This is a genomic window from Paraburkholderia sp. JPY419 (assembly GCF_050435705.1).
In the GTDB taxonomy this organism is placed as follows: Bacteria; Pseudomonadota; Gammaproteobacteria; order Burkholderiales; family Burkholderiaceae; genus Paraburkholderia; species Paraburkholderia youngii.
The window spans coordinates 1043343-1060081 of the sequence record NZ_JBNDKV010000004.1; the positions used below are offsets into that span (position 1 = coordinate 1043343).

Annotated in this window: 14 protein-coding genes and 1 pseudogene; 3 read left to right on the plus strand and 12 right to left on the minus strand. The window is 66.2% G+C overall.

Annotated features, from left to right (window positions below):
* Positions 1-7: 7 nt before the first annotated feature.
* The 6 genes from QFZ91_RS33295 to QFZ91_RS33320 all read right to left on the minus strand — a co-directional run bounded on the left by QFZ91_RS33295 (position 8) and on the right by QFZ91_RS33320 (position 6196).
* On the minus strand, positions 8-751 hold the full coding sequence (locus QFZ91_RS33295) for a phosphonate utilization associated transcriptional regulator (RefSeq protein WP_429569799.1): 744 nt from the start codon (positions 749-751) through the stop codon (positions 8-10).
* Between the two features lie 108 nt (positions 752-859).
* Positions 860-1723: a 2-aminoethylphosphonate ABC transport system, membrane component PhnV gene (phnV, locus tag QFZ91_RS33300; RefSeq protein WP_176126077.1), complete on the minus strand. Its 864-nt coding sequence runs from the start codon at positions 1721-1723 to the stop codon at positions 860-862.
* Complete coding sequence (locus tag QFZ91_RS33305; RefSeq protein WP_429486401.1) at positions 1713-2675, minus strand: 2-aminoethylphosphonate ABC transporter permease subunit; 963 nt, start codon at positions 2673-2675, stop codon at positions 1713-1715. Before QFZ91_RS33305 ends, phnV begins: the two co-directional genes overlap by 11 nt.
* Positions 2653-3768 carry a 2-aminoethylphosphonate ABC transport system ATP-binding subunit PhnT gene (phnT, locus tag QFZ91_RS33310; RefSeq protein WP_429559571.1) on the minus strand — a complete coding sequence of 372 codons (1116 nt, stop codon included), beginning with the start codon at positions 3766-3768 and terminating at the stop codon, positions 2653-2655. Before phnT ends, QFZ91_RS33305 begins: the two co-directional genes overlap by 23 nt.
* A gap of 101 nt (positions 3769-3869) precedes the next feature.
* A complete protein-coding gene (phnS, locus tag QFZ91_RS33315; RefSeq protein WP_429569800.1) occupies positions 3870-4961 on the minus strand; it encodes a 2-aminoethylphosphonate ABC transporter substrate-binding protein in 1092 nt (363 codons plus the stop codon).
* Positions 4962-5440: 479 nt separating this feature from the next.
* The gene (locus QFZ91_RS33320; RefSeq protein ID WP_176126073.1) at positions 5441-6196 is read right to left on the minus strand and encodes a DeoR/GlpR family DNA-binding transcription regulator; all 756 of its coding nucleotides are present in this window, start codon (positions 6194-6196) and stop codon (positions 5441-5443) included.
* A 267-nt stretch (positions 6197-6463) separates the two neighbouring features.
* Here QFZ91_RS33320 and QFZ91_RS33325 point away from each other — a divergent pair, with 267 nt between their 5' ends.
* Together QFZ91_RS33325 and QFZ91_RS33330 are read left to right on the plus strand one after the other, a co-directional pair.
* Positions 6464-8020, plus strand: a complete 1557-nt coding sequence (locus QFZ91_RS33325) for an ABC1 kinase family protein (RefSeq protein WP_429569801.1) — start codon at positions 6464-6466, stop codon at positions 8018-8020.
* A gap of 86 nt (positions 8021-8106) precedes the next feature.
* Positions 8107-8976, plus strand: coding sequence for a DMT family transporter (locus QFZ91_RS33330; protein WP_368718722.1), 870 nt, complete (start codon positions 8107-8109; stop codon positions 8974-8976).
* 42 nt (positions 8977-9018) lie between these two features.
* On the opposite strand, the gene QFZ91_RS33335 is transcribed toward QFZ91_RS33330, so the two are convergent.
* On the minus strand, positions 9019-9966 hold the full coding sequence (locus tag QFZ91_RS33335) for a L,D-transpeptidase (protein WP_429570940.1): 948 nt from the start codon (positions 9964-9966) through the stop codon (positions 9019-9021).
* Positions 9967-10385: 419 nt separating this feature from the next.
* Between QFZ91_RS33335 and nadE the strand changes: the two genes are divergently transcribed.
* A complete protein-coding gene (nadE, locus tag QFZ91_RS33340; protein WP_429569802.1) occupies positions 10386-11246 on the plus strand; it encodes an ammonia-dependent NAD(+) synthetase in 861 nt (286 codons plus the stop codon).
* A 107-nt stretch (positions 11247-11353) separates the two neighbouring features.
* Here nadE and QFZ91_RS33345 read toward each other — a convergent pair whose 3' ends face one another.
* The 5 genes and pseudogenes from QFZ91_RS33345 to QFZ91_RS33365 form a co-directional block, all read right to left on the minus strand.
* Complete coding sequence (locus tag QFZ91_RS33345; protein ID WP_429569803.1) at positions 11354-11629, minus strand: RNA-binding protein; 276 nt, start codon at positions 11627-11629, stop codon at positions 11354-11356.
* A gap of 410 nt (positions 11630-12039) precedes the next feature.
* Positions 12040-12390 carry a hypothetical protein gene (locus tag QFZ91_RS33350; protein ID WP_429569804.1) on the minus strand — a complete coding sequence of 117 codons (351 nt, stop codon included), beginning with the start codon at positions 12388-12390 and terminating at the stop codon, positions 12040-12042.
* Positions 12391-12462: 72 nt separating this feature from the next.
* Positions 12463-13135: pseudogene (locus tag QFZ91_RS33355) on the minus strand (hypothetical protein).
* Positions 13136-13319: 184 nt separating this feature from the next.
* Positions 13320-14984, minus strand: a complete 1665-nt coding sequence (locus tag QFZ91_RS33360) for a S10 family peptidase (RefSeq protein WP_429569805.1) — start codon at positions 14982-14984, stop codon at positions 13320-13322.
* Positions 14985-15062: 78 nt separating this feature from the next.
* Complete coding sequence (locus QFZ91_RS33365) at positions 15063-16622, minus strand: S53 family peptidase (protein WP_429569806.1); 1560 nt, start codon at positions 16620-16622, stop codon at positions 15063-15065.
* Between the last annotated feature and the right edge of the window lie 117 nt (positions 16623-16739).

Consider the following 16739-nt stretch of genomic DNA (forward strand, 5'->3'; position numbering starts at 1 on the left):
CAAGGCCTCATCGCCCGCGCGAGCCGGCCGCGCCCGCGGTTGCCGGGATGCGCCGCTCGTGCCCCGCATCACCCGCCGCGTCGCACGCCGCATGGGCGCGCTGCAAGCCGCCCTGCACATGCGCGCGCATCAATTGCGCGGCCTGCTCCGCATCGCGCGATGCGAGCGCGGTCAGAATTGCGCGGTGCTCGGCGAGCGAGCGCGCCATCGCATCGCCTTCTACGACCAGCGCGGCTCGCCGAAACAGGCTCAACTCGCTGACGAGCCTGCGATACGTGTCGTACAACTTCGTGTTACCCGCCGCCGCGACCAGCCCATCGTGAAACGCGACGTTCGCGCGCGCATACGCATCGGGATCGTGCGATGCGAGCGCGGCGCGCATCGCATCGACGCAATCGCGCAGCACCGCGAGCTTGCCCGCATCGATGCTGGCCGCGAGCATCCGGCACGCCGCCTCTTCGAGCACCGCGCGCACCGCGTAAATCTCGTCCGCTTCCGCGAGCGACACCGTCCGCACGAACACGCCGCGATTCTTCTCGGTCCGCACCAGCCCCGCCTGCTCCAGCGCGCGAAACGCCTCGCGCACCGGCCCGCGCGACACCTGCAAGCGCGCCGCCCAATCGGCTTCGTTGAGCTTATCGCCCGGCGCCAGTGTGCCGTCGACGATATGCCGCTCGATTTCGTCGCGCACCAGCGTCGTCAGCGAATGGCGGCGCACGACCTCGATCGGATCGACGGAAGCAGAGTGCATATATTCGGTCACTTTGACAAATTTCGCCACATCGCATCGGATGTCCGCCGTTGGGCGTGCGCGCTTCAGATCCAGGAAACCGCCCGCCGATCAGCCGGGTCAGCCCGGTCAGTCGATCCGGCGACGCGGAGCCCGCGCCGCGATCAGCAGCAGCGCGACCAGCGAGACCAGCAGCAGAATCAGCGACAGCGCGGAAGCCGGCAGGTAATAGCCGCGCTCCACCTGCCCGACGACGACGATCGGCACCGTCGCGAAGCCCGGCGGATACACGGTCAGTGTCGCACCGAGTTCGCCGAGCGACAGCGCAAAACCGAGCGCTAGACTCGCGCGGATCGCCGGCACCAGTTGCGGCAACACGACACGGCGCAGCACCATCGACGGCGGCGCTCCGAGGCTCGCGGCCGCTTCGCGCAGCACGGTCAGCTCCGGGCGCAGCGCGGCGGCCGCGCAGCGATAGCAGAACGGCAGCACCAGCGCGAGCTGCACGAACACGACGATCGCCGCCGAGCTCGACAGATCCAGCGGCCGTTTGTGATACGCGATCAGCACCGCGAGGCCGAGCACCACACTCGGCACGCCGTTGGGCATCATCGCGATCGTGTCGACGATAGCGCCGAGGCCGCGCCGGTCGCGCCCTTCGAGCGCGAGCGCGAGCCACAAACCGAGGATCGTGCCGAGCACCGCGACGCCCATGCCGACTTCGAGGCTGGTGGTCAGCGCGTCGAAGTCGCTCGAACCGAGGCGCTCGAACCAGCGCGTGCTGAAGCCGTCGGGCAGGATCGTGCCGGACCAGTGCGACGCGACGCTCGATAGCGCGACGACCAGCACCGGCAGCACGAACAGCCAGAAGCACAGCAGCGCGGCGAAACCCAGAAAGAGACCGCCGAGCAGTCGCACGACGAGGCTGTGCCGCACGGGCCGGCCCTTCTTGTGCATGACCGGCAGCACGGTCGGATCGAGTTCAACGGCCATGACCGGCTCCTTTCACCTTGCGACTATTGACGCGCCGGTACAACGCGTACAGCGACAACGACATCAGCAGCATCACGACCGCGCCGGCGGCGGCGGTCGGCAGATCGAGATCGACGGTCGCGGCGCTATAGATCGCGACCGGCAGCGTGATCAGATGGGCGCTGCCGAGCACCAGCAGAATGCCGAACTCGTTCAACGTCAGCAGAAAACACAGAATCGTGCCCGCCGCGATGCCCGGCCACGCGAGCGGCAGGATCACCTTGAACGCGACCATCAGACCGTTCGCGCCGAGGCTGCGCGCGGCTTCGATCAGCCGCCGGTCGAGCAGCGCGAACGATGCCAGCGTCGGACGCACGACGAACGGCGTATAGAACACCACTTCCGCGAGAATCACGCCGCCGATGCCGAACAGAAAGTCGAGCGGCGGCGCCTGCAGATTGAACAGCCGCTGCAGCCCGATGCTGACCGAGCCCTGCGAGCCGTACAGAAAGATCAGCGTGAAGGCGACCAGAAACGACGGGAACGCGACGAACAGCTCGAGGAAGCGCGTGACCATTCGCGCGCCCGGAAACGGCTTGAAGAACAGCAGCGACGCGAGCGCCACGCCGAGCAGCGACGCCAGGCTCGCGCTCGCGAACAGGATGCCGAGCGTGGTGCCGATCACGCCGCGCGTTTCGGGGTTGCCGAAGAACGTCACGTACGCGTGGCCCGACAGGCCGTGCGCGCCGGTCAGACTCAGCATCACGAGCCGCACCAGCGGATAGATGACGAGCGGTCCGAGCACCACGACCGCAATGAACAGCAGATGCCATTGCGCGAGACGCTCGCGCCGCTTCACCGCGGCCGCATGCGCCGCGGCGCTCGCCAGACGGCGCGCGGCGGCGGCTTCGAGCTCGGCTTGCGCGGCAAGGTCGAGCGGATTGGACGTATCAGGGCTTGATAAGGACGACATCGCCAGCCTCGTAGCGCAGGGAAACACGCGCGCCCTTCTCCGGCGTCATGCCGAGGCTGCGCTGCATCGTGACGAGCACGGGATCGTTCGGCAGCGCATCGAGCACGACCGATACCGACAAGGCCGCGCCATACCACTCGACCGACGCGATCGCGCCATGCAACTGCCCCTCGCCGAGCGGCACGATGCGCAGCGCCTCCGGACGCAGACACGCGACACGTTCGCGCTCGTTGTGGCGCGCGTCGTCCATGGCGAACGCGACCTGCGGCGGCAGCAGATTAGCCGCGCCGAGGTAGCGCGCGACGAAGCCGTCGACCGGCGTGTCGTACAGCTGCTGCGGCGTGCCGAGCTGCGCGATGTGGCCATCGCGCATCAGCAGCGTGCGGTCGGACAGCACGAGCGCGTCGTCCTGATCGTGCGTCACGCAGACGATCGTGAGATTCGGCAGGCGCTCATGCAGCGCCTTCAGTTCGGAACGCACCGACGCGCGCAGATTGGCGTCGAGCGCGGACAGCGGTTCGTCGAGCAGCAGCACGTCGGGTTCGATCACGAGCGCGCGGGCGAGCGCCACGCGCTGCTGCATGCCGCCCGACAGTTGCGCGGGCATCACGTGACCGGCGTCGCCGAGCTGCACAAGCTTCAGCGCCTCGGCGACGCGGCGCGCGACGTCGCGCGCCGGAATGCGCCGTGCGCGCAAACCGAACGCGACGTTCTCGAATACCGTCAGATGCGGAAACAGCGCGTAGCTCTGGAACAGCAGTCCGAGGTTGCGCTTGTGCGGCGGCACATGCGTCAGATCGCGGCCGGCCACTGTCAGCGTGCCGGCCAGACCGTCGGCCTCGATGAAGCCCGCGATGAAGCGCAGCAAGGTCGTCTTGCCGCAGCCGCTGCGGCCGAGCACGGTGAGCAACTCGCCGCGCTGGATGGTCAACGACAGATCGTCGAGCACCGTGCGCGCGCCGAAGCGCACCGTCAGGTGATCGATCTGCACGCCGCCCGGCGCGGCGGCGCCCGGCGCGTCCAATCGCGCGGCGTCGAGCGCATCCAGCGGCGCGCCAGGCGCGGTGGGGTGAGCGAGACTGGCCGTATTCACCGGGGTCTTCCTCCAACAGAATTAATGCTGATGCGGCGCCGCGCAGTACCTGCGAAGCGCCGCCTGAATCGACAACGTCAAACGTTGCTTATCTGAGTCACTTACTTCGGCTTGACCACTTCGGTCTCTTTGCCCGACGAACCGATCACGTCGCTCTTCCAGCGCGCGGTCCAGTCGGCCTTCTTCGCCATCACGTGATTCCAGTCGACCGGAATCAGCTTGACGCCGCTGATCGCCTGCTTGACCGTTTCGCCGTTCTTGCCGGCGAGCGGCACGTCGCTGCGACCCGGAATGCCGAAGATGTCCGGCACCTTCGACTGCACGTCCGTCGACATCAGATAGTCGATCAGCTTCTTGCCTTCGGCCTGGTTCGGACCGTTCTTGATCAGCCCGATCGCGTACGGCAGCTGGAACGTGGTCGGCTGACCGCCGGGCGTAGCGGCGAGGAACACCGGCTTCAGAGACAGGCCGCCGTTGGCCGCGTCGTCGAGATCCATCTGCAGATCGCCGTTGGCGACCGCGATCTCGTTACGCGATAGCAGCACGTCGAGATAGCCCGTGCCCTTGGTGTGGAACTTGGCGCTCTGCTCGAGCTTCTTCAGATAGTCGAACGCCTGGTCTTCGCCCATCAGCGACGAGGTCAGGATGATCACCGCCATGCCGTCGCCGGCGGTCGCCGGATTGGAATAGGCGACCTTGCCGGTGAAGTCCGGGTGCAGCAGGTCCGCGAACGTCTTCGGCTGATTTTTCGTGACTTCGGGGTTGATCGCGAACGAGAAGTAGTTGTTCACGAAGGTCGCCCATGCGCCGTTCGGCGCCTTCGCGATGGCCGGCACGTTCTTGTAGTTGGCGCTCTGGTACGCCTGCAGCAGACCGTTCTGGTCGGCCTGCTGGATGAACGGCGGCAGCGTGACGAGCACGTCGGCCTTCGGCTGGTCCTTCTCGATGGTCGCGCGGTTCACGACTTCGCCGCTGCCCGCCGTGACGATATTGACCTTCACGCCTTCCTTCTTTTCGAAGGCCGGCAGCACATCCTTGTACAGATTTTCGAGGCCGTCGGCCGTGTACAGCACGACGGCGTCGGCCGCATGAGCCTGCATCGCGGCACCGCCGAACGCTGCGGCGGCGACCAGCACCGGCAGCAGTTTGCGCGCGAGACCGGCCGCGGCGTGAAGGGAATTCGTCTTTTTCATGTCGCTCTCTCCGAAAGGCTAAAAACCAGACGGTCGGGATAACCCATACCTGTAGTGATTGAACGGCGGCACGCGCCGCTTGGCGTTGCCTGCTGCGGTTGCCGCGCCGGTCTATCGTGGATTGCAGATTGCCGACAACTTTGCCGCTTCTCGCCCAGCCTGACTGACAGCCCGCCTCCGACACCCGCGCTGCCTGCCGCGCCTGAGCGGGCACGGGAAGAATCACAGGTTTCGATGACACGGCCGTGACGATTTTGCCGAATTCCAAAAAAAGACACAAATTGCCAATTCAAGCCAACCGATGGAATTCGTCGCGCCGCCCAAAAATGGAACTCCGCGCGCCGATCCCGTGTGGATCGTACATGGCAAAAATGACGGCGCGTATTGTCCCCGGCCGTTCCAATATCTGGAGCGAAACCCGCGGCTTTTTTTAGTTGGATTTTGGCGGGTGCGGAATGACGTTCGGCGAATGAGCCGTCTCACGCGATCAGAATCTCCGGACCATGCGCGGTGATCGCCTTGCCCAGCGCGCGCTCGGGCGCCAGTTCGGTGACCAGATACCGCGCCGACTCGATACCGTTGATGCGCACCGGCGTCACCCGTCCGAACTTCGAATGATCGGCGACGACCACCACCAGGTCGGCCGCGGCGATCATGCGGCTGCGCACTTCGGCCGCCATGCGGCTGTAGTCGGTCAGATAGCCGTCCGGGGAGATCCCGCCCGCGCCGATGAACGCGAAATCGGCGTGGTACTGCGCGATCTGGTGGACCGTGTCGAGTCCGAAGGTCGCGTCCTCGATATCGGACAGCTCGCCGCCGAGCAGCGTCACGCGATTGTCGTTGCGTCGGCCGAGCAGCAGCGCGATGCGCCAGTCGTTCGTGTAGACCGTCAGCCGATGCCGGTCGAGCAGCGCGCGCGCGACGGCCTGCGTGGTACTGCCCGAATCGATGATCAGCGACGCGCCGTCCGGCACGAACTCGGCCGCGCGCTCGCCGATCGCACGCTTCGCGCCCGCATTCTCGGCTTCGCGCGTATCGAGATCTGGCTCGCGCCGATCGCTCGACAGCGCGCCGCCGTGGGTCGTCACGAGCAGGCCGCGGCCGGCCAGTGCGTTGAGGTCGCGGCGGATCGTTTCGCGCGATACGTTCAGTTCGCGCACCAGTTCAGCGACCGACAGCGCGCCGTTCTTTGCGACTTGCGCGAGGATGTATTGATGACGTTGTTCTGCGAGCATCTGTGCGCCGTGGTTGAGGAAGGCCGCCGTATTGTATTACGCGTATTGCGCGTTGTTGGCGCGGGCGCGCAGTTTGCGCTCATGGCGAGTTCATCGCGCGCTCATCGCGCGCTAAGGTTGCTACGAGCCGCCCCTTGCGCGCGAACCCGCCCGCCACCGCGCCGACCTGCTAACCTTGACGGCTGGACTCTTCGGGCCATGCGGCGAACGCCACGCCGCCGCCCGGCCGAGTCCCGCACAACGCCTCGCCCGTCAACCGAACCGCCGATGCCGCCACTGTTTCGCCGTCTACTGCTGCTGTTCCATGCGCTGCGTTACGGCGCGCGCCTGATCTGGCTCGCCGCTCCGCCCGATCACAAGCTGCATTGGATGATCGAGCTGATCGGCCGCGTGCATGCGTCCGAGCGCAGCGGCGCGCAGTTGCATGGCCTGCTGCCGGCGCTCGGTCCGCTCGCGAGCCGCTTCGCACAGACGCTGGCCGCTCGCCCAGAGCTCGCGAGCGGCACGCTGCATGACGCGCTGGACGCCATCGATCACATGGAAGCACCGCTGTCGCCGGACGACTCCGCGCTGGCTTTGACGCGCGCGTTCGGCCGGCCGCTCGGCGAGCTGTTCAGCGCGGTCGACCTCGTGCCGGTGCGCAGCGGCTTCGCCGAGCAGACCCATTTCGCGCGGCTCGCGGTGCCGCTCAAAGGTCACCACGAGGTCGCCGTCAAGCTCGTGCGCGCGCAGCAGTTGCAACAGATTGGCGATGAGCTCGCGCTGTTGCGCTGGGTCGCGCGCTGGCTCGAAAAGCTGTCGCGCGTCGCGCGCCGGCTGAAGTTGCGCTCGCTCGCGCAAACTTTCACCGACGACATCCTGCGCCGCTTCGACCTGCGCGCCGAAGCCGCGAACCTGAGCCAGACCGGCCACCATTTCGACGGCGACAAGCGCATCGTCGTGCCGGACGTGATCTGGGAGCTGTGCACCGACCACACGCTGACGATGCAGCGCATCAATACGCTGCCCGCGAGCGACCTGCCCGGCCTGCACGCGCACGGCATCAAGCTGGCGCCGCTCGCCGCGCATATCGTCGAGGTGGTCACCGAGCAGGCATTCGAGCATGGCTTCTTCCACGCGACGCTCGATGCGCGCCGCGTGCGCGTCAGCATCGAGCCGGATACACTCGGGCGCCTCGTGCTCGCCGAGTTCTCGATCATGGCGACGCTGTCGAGCGGCGAGCGCGAGTTCTTCGTGCACGGCGCGACCGCGTTGTTCGACCAGGACTACGCGCGGCTCGCCGACATGCATCGCGAGGCCGGCCACGTGCCGGACGACACACGCCCCGAGATGCTCGAAGCCGAACTGCGCACGCGCGCTGAAGCGCACTTCGCGGCGGCGCCCGAGGATCGCTCGGCGGGTTCGCTGTTTCATCATCTGCTGCACGGCGTGCAACCGTTCGACGGTCAGGTGTCGGGCCAGCTCGCGACCGCGCAGCGCTCGTTCCAGCAGGCGGAGATGCTCGCGCGGACGCTGCATCCGGGCGTCGATACATGGAACATCGCACGCGGCGTGCTTGCCGATATCGCGCGACGCGATCTCGATCATCGCGGCTGGCTCAAGCGGCTGTCACACGAACTGCCGCATCTCGCGCATATGCTGCCGCGCGTGCCGCAACTGGCGGTGCGCTATCTGCAGCAGCACGATCGCGCGGGTACGCCGCAGCAGAACGCGCAACTGCTCGCGGATCTCGCGCGCGAGTACCGGCGCACGCGTTGGCTATTGTGGGCGTGCGTGGTCTGTGGCGGCGCGCTCGGAGCGGGGATGACGCTGCTCGCGTGGTGACGGTCCCGCGCGCATTGTGCAGCTTTGAACAAGACGCGCGCCGCCCGTGCGGTCAACATGGCGGCTTTTTCACACCCTCCGCCCCGATGCTCGCCACCTTTGCTGCCGCCGTGTTCGTCGTGCTGTGGTCGACCGGTTTCGTGGTCGCCCGCGCGATCACGCCTTACGCCGATCCCAATCTGTTTCTGCTGGCCCGTTTCGGCGGCACCGCGCTGATCTTCGCGCTGGCCGCGCTCGTCGCGCGCTCGGCCTGGCCGACCGGACGCAACCTGGGCAAGCACCTGAGCGCCGGCGCACTGCTGCAAGGGGTCTATCTCGGCGCCGGCTACTGGGCCGTCGCGCAAGGTCTCAGCGCGGGCGTGATGGCTTTGCTCGGCGCGCTGCAGCCGCTCGCGACGGCCGCCGTTGCCGCGCCGCTGTTCGGCGAGCGCTTGTCGCGGCGCGGCTGGAGCGGCATGGCGGTCGGCCTCGCCGGCGTCGTGCTGGTGCTCGCGCCGAAGCTCGCGGCCGCGACGCCGCCCACGCACGGCAACGCGCCGGCGTGGCTGGTCGTGCTGATATCGATCGTCGCGGTGGGGGCGATCACGGCGGGCACGCTGTTCCAGAAGACCTCGCTCGCCAAGGCCGATATTCGCAGCGCGAGCGCGGTGCAGAACGTCGGCGCGGCTGTCGTCGCGGGGGTGCTGGCGCTCGCGCTCGGCGAGCATCGCTGGATCGCGTCGCCAACGCTGTGGGCATCGCTCGCGTGGGGCATCGTGATGCTGTCCGGCATCAGCGTCACGTTGCTCGTCTGGATGGTCCGGCGCGGGGATGCTTCGCGCGCGACCGCGCTGTTGTTTCTCGCGCCGCCGCTCGCCGCGCTCGAAGGCTATCTGGGGTTCGGCGAGACGCTGCTGCCCGTGCAGATTGCCGGGTTTGCGGTCGCCCTGGCTGGCGTGTTGTTGGCGAGGTCGTGAGGGGCGCCCCGCGCTGGTATTGCGACAAGACGTCGGCGTCCGTCAGTCGGCCGTATCCGCGTGCGCGGGCATTTTTGCGCGCGCGACCGCACCGGGCACTGGCGACCAAGCTGGCCGGCTCTTGCGCTGCGAATCGACGACGACGATAAAACGCCCCGCCCACGGCATGATCTGCCGATCGCTTTTCAGCACCCACATAGACTGGCCGGAATCGACGAGCTGCTGATATTCCGCGTCGAGAATCCCGTAGTGATCGAGAAACGTGTTCAGCGACGCGGGAATCCGCACGCAGCCCTTCGAATGGCGAATACCGAGCAGCGGTTCTAGCCGATCGGGGTCGGTCGCGTGCATCTGGAAACGCATCTGCGACATGCCGCCCTTGCCCCAGCCGCGTTCGCCCTGCGCCCAGCCGAGGTCGAAGATACGCATATCGCGACGGCCATAACCGCGAATGTGGTTTTCGTTCTCCGTGCCCTCGGAGCGGAAATCCATATTGTCGGGCGTATGTTCAAACACGCCGAGCGGCGTGATGAAGTGGTCGTACTCGCCAGGCCGTCCGGTGGATACCGGCGATGCGCCGATCATCTGCCAGTTGTCGGCGGGCGCTGGGCGGAAGTAAATCAGGAGCGCCTGCACGTTCGCATTGCGATCGACGAGCACCACATACTCGCCCGACAGATTGCCAAGCTCGTTCCCGTCGAGCGCCGTCTCCAGACGGTCGGCGTACGCACGCTGCTCCGCGACGGGCAGTCTGAGCCGGCGCGTCACGTCCTGCGCGAATACGTCGCGCAGCAGAAACGCACGGCGCGGATCGACGACGCCGGCCGCGTCGGGCGCGGCGACGGTGGCGGCGTCGATCGTGCCCAATGATTGGCTCGCGCCATTCCACGCTTTGGCCGAAGTGGTCGGATTCACCGTATGGGCCGCCGATATTGCGGATGCAGGCGACTGAGCGGTACCGGGCACCGCTGCATGAACCTGCGCCGCCATCGCGCCCGCACCTGCCGATATGACGATTGCGCACATCCACGCGCAAATCCTCAGGCGGTTCAATCCAGGCTGGCCACGCCGATCTGGGTATCTCATCGCGTCCTGAAACAAACATGATTATTATTGATTGACACGCCGGATCCCGGTGGCGTTCGCTACGAGCGATGTTACGCAGCGAATTGACGCGTGTCGATGAATATACCCTCTAACTTACGACCTCTTCAAAAACGATTGACTATTTCCCCGCAATCGACATATCACTGAAATGCAATTAATTCGCAATTAAGCTGGTCATCGGAAAATCAGGCCACAAAAGCGAAGGACGATTTCATTCGACGAAAGATTGCCCGAATACGGCGGCACATCCCGATACTCGAGCCCTTTCAAGCGCTTTTTCTCTCGCGAGGACAACAACGATCATGGCTCCATCCGATCCCGCCGCCCGCCAGGCCCGCATCGCGGCCGAAATGCACGTCACCGCTAAATTCGATGCAAGCCGCGAAATCGAGCGCCGGGTGGATTTTCTGGCGAACTATCTGCGCAACAGCCACCTGAGAACTTATGTGCTCGGCATTAGCGGCGGCGTCGATTCGACGACGGCCGGGCGTCTCGCCCAACTCGCGGTCGAGCGTTTGTGGACTAACCATTACGACGCGCGTTTCGTCGCCGTGCGTCTGCCTTACGGAAAACAGCGCGATGAAGCGGATGCACTGGAGGCATTACGTTTCATTTTCGCCGACGAAAATCTGACTATCGATATCAAACCCGCCGCCGATGCAATGCTCGAATCGCTCGATAAAAGCGGTGTGTCGTTCAAGGACGAATTACAGCGGGATTTCGTGCACGGCAATATCAAGGCGCGCCAGCGGATGATCGCGCAATACGCGGTGGCGGGTGCGCGCTCCGGTGTCGTGATCGGCACGGACCACGCGGCTGAATCGGTGATGGGCTTCTTTACGAAGTTCGGCGACGGCGGCGCCGACGTGCTGCCGCTCGCCGGGCTCAGCAAGCGCCGCGTGCGCGCGCTCGCGCATATGCTCGGCGCGCCCGACGCGTTGGCGCACAAGGTGCCGACCGCCGACCTCGAGATGCTGCGGCCGCTTCGCCCCGACGAAGACGCGTACGGCATCCCGTACGACGCGATCGACGATTTTCTCGAAGGCAAGCCGGTCAGCGATACCGTGCGTGACGTGGTGCTGCAGTTTTACAACGCGACGCGTCACAAGCGGGCGCTGCCGTACACCCCGTTCGACTGGCAGGCGTCACCTGATGGGCAATGACGAGGCAGCGAAGCGGCGCTCAAACGAATAAAGGCGGTGGCCCTGCGCGCGACGCCGCGCATGTCCACCGCCTTCGAAAGGAATCGACGTTACTGAGCCGCCTACACCTACGGCGCTCGCTGCTCCGGCGGCGGTTCGTCGCTGAACAGATCGGCGCTCGCTTCGAGCGGCTCGCCACCCAGATGCTTGCCGTGAATCTGCCGCGCGATCACGTCGCCGACATACGGCACGCTCGCGTCGAGTTCCACCGTCGCGTAGGCGTTGGGCTTGCCGGCGTCCACCACCTCGACGTGTTTAGCGTAGTGGCCGAGTTCGCGCTTCAAGAAATCCCGCACGTCCTGCTCGCTGCACGATTCGGCGATATTGCGCACGGTCAGGTTCATGCGGACTACCCTCGCCGTGCCCGGCGCTCAGTCAGTCGGTCAGAGCTGGAGACACGCACCGGTCGCAGCGCGACACGCTGCTTCGTCTGAGCCACGGCCAGTGCGCGAAGTGCGACGACTCCGGTCGCGCCGGCCAATCCGAAAGCGAGCAATGACAAAAAGAAGGCCATCGTTCCAATCTCCTGTGCAAATTTCATCCTGTTCTCAGGATAGCCCGCTTCGACAGCGAACACACTGTGACGCAGTGTCGTAGGCAACGGCGAAACACCCCCGTCGATGCACTGTACCTGAATCAGTCGCGCCAATCCTGGAAAACTTCGGCTGCTTCAGGACCTTGCATGCCTGGCACGCAGACGCATCGTCAAAGGCATCCTGCGGAGGATGTGAGCAAGGCTGGCTGATCGCGCCGATCAGTTGGCCGCTTGCACGTTCGCCGCGCTCACCCACCACGCATTCTTACCGTGCGGCAGGCGGACCAGCACCGCGGAAGGATCGTCGACGCCGTCGTCGGCGATCTGGCAAACCGGCAGGCCGTCGGGCAGACGCTCCACTTCGCCGGCGGCCTCGAACAGCGCGATTCGCCGCGCATCCAGCGGGCGCAGTTGCCGATACACGTCGAAGCTGAGCGCCGCGGGCACTTCGCCGCGAATCTCCAGCTCATTGGCGCGCGCGCAATGCGCGGGCGCGGCGGCAACCGCGGCTGCGCTGCCGCTCAGGCAGCCGATCGTCAGCGCAACGGCGGCGAGGCGGGATTGGGTCATCGTGTTTCTCCGAAAAAAATGAGGGGCCGCGAACCGTGGTTCCGCGACGACTGCGGCAGCGCGCGGATGCGCTCAACGCTCGCGCTCATGCGCGTCGCCACGCCCGTTGTCTTCGCTGTCGACGCCGTCGTCGTCGCCAGTCGGGACGTCTAGCCGGCTCACGTCGCACGACGCCTGGCCAAAGCCCGCATTCACTGCCGACCAGTTGCCGACGATCGCCGCTTGCGCCTGCGCGAGACTCAGCTTGCCTTCGCAGACGCAGCGCTTGAGCATCGCCGCCGCGCGTGCCTTGCGGCGCTCGCCCCGCGGGCCGGCCCACGGCAATAGATCGAGATTGGCCGGCGCATCGGGCGATCCGCCGAGCATGATCGGCACGTGCCGGTCGAGCGCAAATGCGGCGCTGTCATCCACATCGATGCCACGCGCGGCAAGCATGCGGTCCTTGTGCGCCATCAGTTCGTCGAACGGCGGCGCGACGGTTTCCGCATAACCGGGGCGGCAAATCGTCCGGCCGATCGATTGCTGGGTGACGCGGTCGTCGAGGGTCGCTCGCCTGCGCGGCGGCGTCCCCGATGCGCAGCGCGATCAGTGCGCCGACGGTTACGAACAGCGCACGATGTGTGATGTGCGCGCGCGGTCGAACCACGCTCTTGCGCCCGAGCCGCGGCGCGTTGGCCGCCTCATTGCTGCTGGTGATGTCGTGGGGAAGACCCCGCCGATGCGTGTCCGCGATGCCTGCGTTCATTCGTCTGCGCGCCGGCGGCACGCGGTAGTTCAATTCGCAAGGCAATTAAAACACATTCAATCTGGATGAGTACAAAAGCCCGACATGGCAGCGCACCGTTTGCCGGCTCGCGGCGACCGCCGCGAGCCAGAGCAGACCGGCACGACACGACGTCGCGATGTGTCGCGACGCCCCGCCACCGCCGCTACTTCGCCACCCGCGCCTGCAATGCGCGGATCCGCCCGAGCGCCTGCGCGTCCGACACCGTCTCTTCGTACATCTTTGCGAGGTCGGCTTTCAGCGCGGTACGCGAACCGCCGTCGAGATACACCATATGCCCCGATGGATAGAACCGCGCCGACAGGTTCTGCCGCACCTGCTGACTGACCAGCGGCATCTGCTGCAGGTCGAGCACGGTTTGATAGAACGGCGTGACGAAATCGAAGAACCCGTTCGCCGACAACACCTTCAGGTCGGGATTGAGTGCCATCACGGCCGCAAGGTCGCCGGCCGTGTACAGAATGATGTTGCCTGTCGAGTCGACGCCCTTCTGCGCGCCGGTGGGATCGATATGGCTGAAGTCCCAGTACTTGAAGGCCTGATCGTTGAGGTCGGTGAACGACGAGTTCGACGTGTACTTCAACTGCTCGTTCAGATACACGTTCCACATCGTCGTGTAGACGCCGGTGACCGCGGTCATCGTCGGATCGTTGCCGCCGGAGTTCGGGTCGATCTTGCCGGCGATGCCGGTGTCGATCGCGGTCACGCGGCCGTCGTAAGCGCCGAGCGCGAGGCCTTGCGACTTCAGCAAGGTGGTCAGGAACAGCGAATTGCCGCGGCTGTCGTAGCCGGCGATGTCGAGGCTCCACGCGAGCAGTGTCGTTTTGTCGATGCCGGTGTATTCGCTGAGTTTTTCGACGGTCGCGGTGTCGGTGGTCGGGAACTTGCGCAGCGCGGCCAGATAGTCGGTGCGCGCGAACTGCGCGACCTCCTCGGCGAACGTGCCGAGATCGGTGGGCCGCGGCGCGACGCCGAGTTTCTTGTGATACCACGCGTCCGCGGCCGCCGTGGGCAGCACGCCGACCGGGTTGCCCGACTGCGTGTAATCGAGAATCGAAGACTGCAGCGTCACCCCGTTCAGATCGACGCCATCCTCGTGCAGCCGGTACGCGAGCACGCAGCTGCGCGCCGTGCCGTAGGACTCGCCGAACAGATACTTCGGCGAATTCCAGCGGTTGTTTTTGGTCAGAAACCGCTTGATGAACTGCTTGATCGAGTCCGCGTCCTGATCGACGCCCCAGAAATCGCGATTCTTCTTCGGCGCGATCGCCGCCGAATAGCCGGTGCCGACCGGGTTGATGAATACGAGGTCGCTTTTGTCGAGCAGGCTGTCCGGATTGTCTTCGAGCGAATATGGCGCCGGCGGCGTGAAGCCCGGCATCGACGTCTTGATGCGGCGCGGCGCGAACGAGCCGAGCAGCACGAATACCGACGACGATCCGGGCCCGCCGTTATAGAAGAACGTGACCGGCCGCGTCTCTTCCTTCTGGTTGTCCTGTGTGAAAGCGACGTAGAACATCCTCGCAGACGGCTGCGAGCTGCTCGGATCGACGATCACCAGGTGGCCCGCGGTCGCCGTGTAGTTGATGTTGTGCCCGCCGATGGTCACCGAATGATGCGTGATCGCGGCCGTCTCGACCGTATCGGTAACCGAATCGTCCGGGCCGTTGCCGTAGGCGACCGGGTCGAAGAACGGCTGGTCGCCGGCTTTGTGCGGGGTGCTCGTGGCGGTGGACGCGCCGGCCGAGGCCGTGGCGTGCGTGTTGTGCGGCGAATGCTGGCTACCGGAAGCTGATTCTGTATTCGTCATGATCGCTCCAAGGGTTGTTTTATTGCCGTGCGTCCTCGTTCTTACGTCTTGTTGTTGTGTGATGCGCTGTGTTGCAGACTATAGTGTGCCCGCCACCTTCCCGCCATTGGGACTGCCCAGGCCCGTGCAGGCGTCCCACCCCTTCGACGCCGCAAAACTGCCGTTGTTGCCCTCGGTGATGTCGTTGCACACGCCCGTCGCCTTGTACAGTTTCGCGTTGACGAAGCCGACCGGCTGTCCCTTCGCCGCGTTGATGCGCGCGATCAGCCCGGCCCACAGCGGCGCGACCGCGCTGGTGCCTCCCACCACCGTTTGGGTTCCGTCGACTAGCACGTCGTAGCCGGTCAACGGCGAGGCATCGCCCGCGACGTCCGGCACGCCGCGCCCGCTGAGCGGCTGGCTGCCGCCGGCCGTCATCGTGGCCGACAAACCCTGCTGCCACGCCGGCAACTCAAACGCGGTGCTGACGCCGCCGCCGCTCGCACCGCCCAGTTCACCGTCGTTCCAGACGACCTCGCGCGTGATCGCCGAACCGGACGCGCTCAGTTGCGTGCCGCCGCAGGCGAGCACGTACGGGCTCGACGCCGGGAAGTCGACCTGGTCGCCGCCGCCCGAGCCGTCGCTCGACCCGCTGTCCCCGGAAGCCGCGCAGATCGTCACGCCGAGCGCCGCCGCCGATTGCAGCACGCTGTTGAGCGCATTCATCGACTGGCCGGTCCAGACCGACTCCGGCGCGCCCCAGCTGATCGAAATGACCGACGGCTTGTGGGTCGTGTCGTGCACCGCGCGGCTCACCGCGTCGATGAAGCCGGCGTCGCTGTTCTGCGTGAAGTACACGGCGATGGTCGCGCGCGGCACGAGCGCACCGACGATCTCGATGTCGAGCGTAACCTCGCCGTCCGGCCCGTTCGGGTCGCCGCTCGGGTTGTTGCCGGCCTGATCGACACCGACCGCGGTCACGGTCGGCTCGCTGACGCCGAGGCTCGAGAAATAGGTCTTCAGGTCCGACGTGTTGTAGCCGCCGCCGAGCTCGATGATGCCGACGCACTGGCCGCCGCCGTCGCCCTGCGGAAACTGGTAGAGCGACGCGAGCTGCGGCGGCGTGAACGACTCCTGCTGCGCGCGCGCCGCGACGAACGGCGGCCGGATACGGAAGTGCGGTCGCGCCTGCGGCCGGTTGTCGAGCCCTAGCACCGCCTCGACGACGCCGCGCAGATCGTCCGGCACGCTGATCGTGCCGGTGCGGCCACGGAACTGGCCAGCCGTGTGGTGCTGGTAGCGTTCGAGCTTCACCTCGAACGCGCTCTGGAATTGCGCGATCGTGCCGCTCAGCAGCACCGAGCGCGCCGCCGGGTCCTCGCGTACGACGGCGAGCCCATGCGCGGCCGCAAACGCGCGGACCTTCGCGATGTCATCGGGCGCGGCGCCGTAGTCCTGGGCGAGCGCCTCGCGCGACAGCGGCTTCACGCTCGCGTCGCCGGCTGCGATGCGTTTCATCAACGCGTCGAACTGCGCCTGCTGCTGGCGGCGCAGCATCACGAAGACCTCGATCCGCTCGGCGGGATCGCATTGCCCGATGACCGTGGTGCCCTGCGCGACCTTACGCTCGCTGCCTGGCAATGGATGCTTGGTGACCATGGTTTCGACTCTCCTGTTAGCGTGGCTTCGCAGACGGTCAGCCACGCGCCTGCACGAAGCGCATCGTTTGCGCGATACGCGGCGGGGGTTGTTCAAGAACTTCGTCCAAGCGTCCGA

Bases quoted from the DNA above. Each gene is read 5' to 3' on its own strand.
- phnV (WP_176126077.1), bottom strand. From the start codon at position 1,723: ATGGCCGTTGAACTCGATCCGACCGTGCTGCCGGTCATGCACAAGAAG.
- QFZ91_RS33330 (WP_368718722.1), top strand. From the start codon at position 8,107: ATGCTCGCCACCTTTGCTGCCGCCGTGTTCGTCGTGCTGTGGTCGACC.
- QFZ91_RS33335 (WP_429570940.1), bottom strand. From the start codon at position 9,966: ATGGCGGCGCAGGTTCATGCAGCGGTGCCCGGTACCGCTCAGTCGCCT.
- QFZ91_RS33325 (WP_429569801.1), top strand. From the start codon at position 6,464: ATGCCGCCACTGTTTCGCCGTCTACTGCTGCTGTTCCATGCGCTGCGT.
- QFZ91_RS33305 (WP_429486401.1), bottom strand. From the start codon at position 2,675: ATGTCGTCCTTATCAAGCCCTGATACGTCCAATCCGCTCGACCTTGCC.
- QFZ91_RS33295 (WP_429569799.1), bottom strand. From the start codon at position 751: ATGCACTCTGCTTCCGTCGATCCGATCGAGGTCGTGCGCCGCCATTCG.
- QFZ91_RS33350 (WP_429569804.1), bottom strand. From the start codon at position 12,390: ATGACCCAATCCCGCCTCGCCGCCGTTGCGCTGACGATCGGCTGCCTG.
- QFZ91_RS33320 (WP_176126073.1), bottom strand. From the start codon at position 6,196: ATGCTCGCAGAACAACGTCATCAATACATCCTCGCGCAAGTCGCAAAG.
- QFZ91_RS33360 (WP_429569805.1), bottom strand. From the start codon at position 14,984: ATGACGAATACAGAATCAGCTTCCGGTAGCCAGCATTCGCCGCACAAC.
- QFZ91_RS33345 (WP_429569803.1), bottom strand. From the start codon at position 11,629: ATGAACCTGACCGTGCGCAATATCGCCGAATCGTGCAGCGAGCAGGAC.
- phnS (WP_429569800.1), bottom strand. From the start codon at position 4,961: ATGAAAAAGACGAATTCCCTTCACGCCGCGGCCGGTCTCGCGCGCAAA.
- QFZ91_RS33365 (WP_429569806.1), bottom strand. From the start codon at position 16,622: ATGGTCACCAAGCATCCATTGCCAGGCAGCGAGCGTAAGGTCGCGCAG.
- nadE (WP_429569802.1), top strand. From the start codon at position 10,386: ATGGCTCCATCCGATCCCGCCGCCCGCCAGGCCCGCATCGCGGCCGAA.